The sequence below is a fragment of the Archangium lansingense genome (assembly GCF_026626635.1).
GTDB classification, from domain to species: domain Bacteria; phylum Myxococcota; class Myxococcia; order Myxococcales; family Myxococcaceae; genus Archangium; species Archangium lansingense.
Genome location: NZ_JAPNKA010000001.1, coordinates 7,145,486 through 7,147,913 on the forward strand (window position 1 = coordinate 7,145,486; position 2,428 = coordinate 7,147,913).

At 69.4% G+C, this 2,428-nt stretch carries 1 protein-coding gene (only partly in view); it reads right to left on the reverse strand.

Going from position 1 to position 2,428, the window contains the following annotated elements; translation table 11 throughout:
- On the reverse strand, positions 1-2,424 hold the 5' end (the start) of the coding sequence (locus OV287_RS28845; protein ID WP_444546333.1) for a non-ribosomal peptide synthase/polyketide synthase. The gene continues 21,474 nt to the left of window position 1, outside the view; 2,424 of the gene's 23,898 nt are visible here — the first part of the coding sequence; its start codon is at positions 2,422-2,424; its stop codon lies beyond the left edge, outside the window.
- Positions 2,425-2,428: the final 4 nt, after the last annotated feature.

Consider the following 2,428-nt stretch of genomic DNA (forward strand, 5'->3'; position numbering starts at 1 on the left):
GATCGGCTTGCCGATGGGCACCGAAGCCCCATCCCAGTCCGGCGTGCACGCGAAGTACGTTACGTCCACTGCGGCTTCCGTCGGCCCGTAGAGGTTGTGCAGCTCGGCCCACGGCAGCTTTTGCTGGAAGCGCTTCACCAGCGCCCCGGGCAGTGCCTCTCCGCTGCTGAACACCTTCCGCATGCAGCGGCAACCGTCCAGCGTCTCCTCCAGGAATACCTCCATCATCGACGGCACGAAGTGCAGCGCCGTCACGCCCTCGTCCTGGATGAGCTTCGCCAGGTAGGTGCCGTCCCGGTGTCCTCCCGGCCGAGCCACCACCAGCCGCGCTCCCACCATCAGAGGCCAGAAGAACTCCCACACCGATACGTCGAAGCTAAAGGGCGTCTTCTGCAGCACCACGTCCCCGGGCCCCAGCCCGTACGCCCGTTGCATCCACTCCAGCCGGTTCACCATGCCCCGCTGGGTGTTCATTGCTCCCTTGGGCCTGCCCGTGGAGCCCGACGTGAAGATGACGTACGCCAACCCGTCTCCCGCCACCTCCACCCCGACGTCGTCCTCGTGCTCCCCGAGCGCCTCCCACCTGCCGTCCAACACCACCTTCGTGCCGCTCGACTCCGGCAGCCGAGCCTCCACCGCCCGCTGCACCAGCACTACCGGGCACCGCGCATCCTCCACCATGAAGCGCAGCCGCTCCTCCGGGTACTCCGGATCCAACGGCACGTAGGCGCCTCCGGCCTTCAGCACGCCCAGCAGCGCCACCACCATCTCCACCGAGCGCTCCGCGCACACGCCCACCCGCACCTCGGGCCCCACCCCGAGCCCCCGCAAGTGATGCGCCAGCCGATTGGCCCGTCGGTTCACCTCCGCGTAAGTAAGCCGCGTGTCCTCGAAGCACAGCGCCACCGCGTCCGGCGTCCGCCGCACCTGCTCCTCGAAGAGGCGTGCATACGGCACTGCGGGCACACCCTCCATCCTCGGCCCGCTCCACTCCTCCACCAGCCGCCGCCGTTCCTCTCCGCCCAGCAGCTCCAGCGCTCCAATTCCCCGCTCGGGCGCTGCCAGTGCCCCTTCCAGCAACCGACCCAGGTGATCCACCAGCCGGGCCGCCGTTTCCGCCTCGAAGAGCGAGGTGGCGTACTCCAGACTTCCCTCGAAGCCCTCGGGCGTCTCCACCAGCGACAGCTTCAAGTCGAACTGCGCGCTCCCGGCCTCCACCTCGAAGGCCCGGAACTGCGCGCCACCGACGCGCAGCTCCGGCATGGGCGCGTTCTGCAGCACGAACATCACCTGGAAGAGCGGGCTGCGGCTCTGATCACGCTCCGGCTGCAGCGCCTCCACCACGCGCTCGAAGGGCACGTCCTGGTGCGCGTACGCGCCCAGGGCCGCCTCCTTCACCCGCCCCACCAGCTCGCGGAAGGACACCTCTCCCGTCAGTCTCGCCCGCATCACCAGCGTATTGACGAAGAAGCCGATCAACCCCTCGAGGTCCGCGCGGCTCCGCCCGGCCACAGGCGTTCCCACACTCACGTCCTCCTGCCCCGAGTAGCGGTGCAGCACCGCATGGAAGCCCGCCAGCAGCACCATGAAGGGCGTGGCGCCTTCGGCCCGAGCGAACGTCTTCACCTTCTCAGACAGGGCCCTCGGCAACCGGCACCGGACCACCGCGCCCTCGTAGCGCTGCACCGCCGGACGAGGCTTGTCCGTGGGCAGCTCCAGCGCACGAGGGGCGCCCGCGAGCTGCTTCCGCCAATACCCGAGCTGCTCCTCCAGCACTGCGCCCTCGAGCTGGCGCCGCTGCCAGGCAGCGAAGTCCGCGTACTGCAACGGCAGCTCGGGCAGTGGCGAGGGCCGACCCGCGGTGAAGGCCCCGTAGAGCGTCACCAGCTCGCGCACCAGCACGCCCAGCGACCACCCGTCCGAGACAACATGGTGCATCACCACCACCAGGACGTGCTCCCGCTCGCCCAGCCGCAAGAGCAGCCCGCGCATCAGGGGCCCGCGGGTGAGCTCGAAGGGCCGCTGCACCTCCTCGCTCGCGCGCCGCTTCGCATGCTCCTCACGCGCCGCCTCGGGCACGTCTCCCAGGTCCACCACCGGGAGTGGGAAGGGAGCCACCGGCCCCACGACCTGCGAGGGCCCCGTTGGGCCTGTGCGGAACGTCGTGCGCAGCACCTCGTGCCGACGCACCAGCTCACCGAAGCTCCGCTCCAGCGCGCTCACGTCCAGCTCGCCCGAGATGCGCACCGACAACGGGATGTTGTAGGCCTTGAGCCCTGGAGAGAGCTGCTCCAGGAACCACAACCGCTGTTGCGAGAATGACAGGGGCAACGCGGGCCGGTTCGTCTTCTCCAGCCGCTTGGCCAGCAGCGCGAGCTTCTCCTCGCGAGAGAGCGTGGGCTTCTTCTCCGTCTCGTTTGCCATTGGC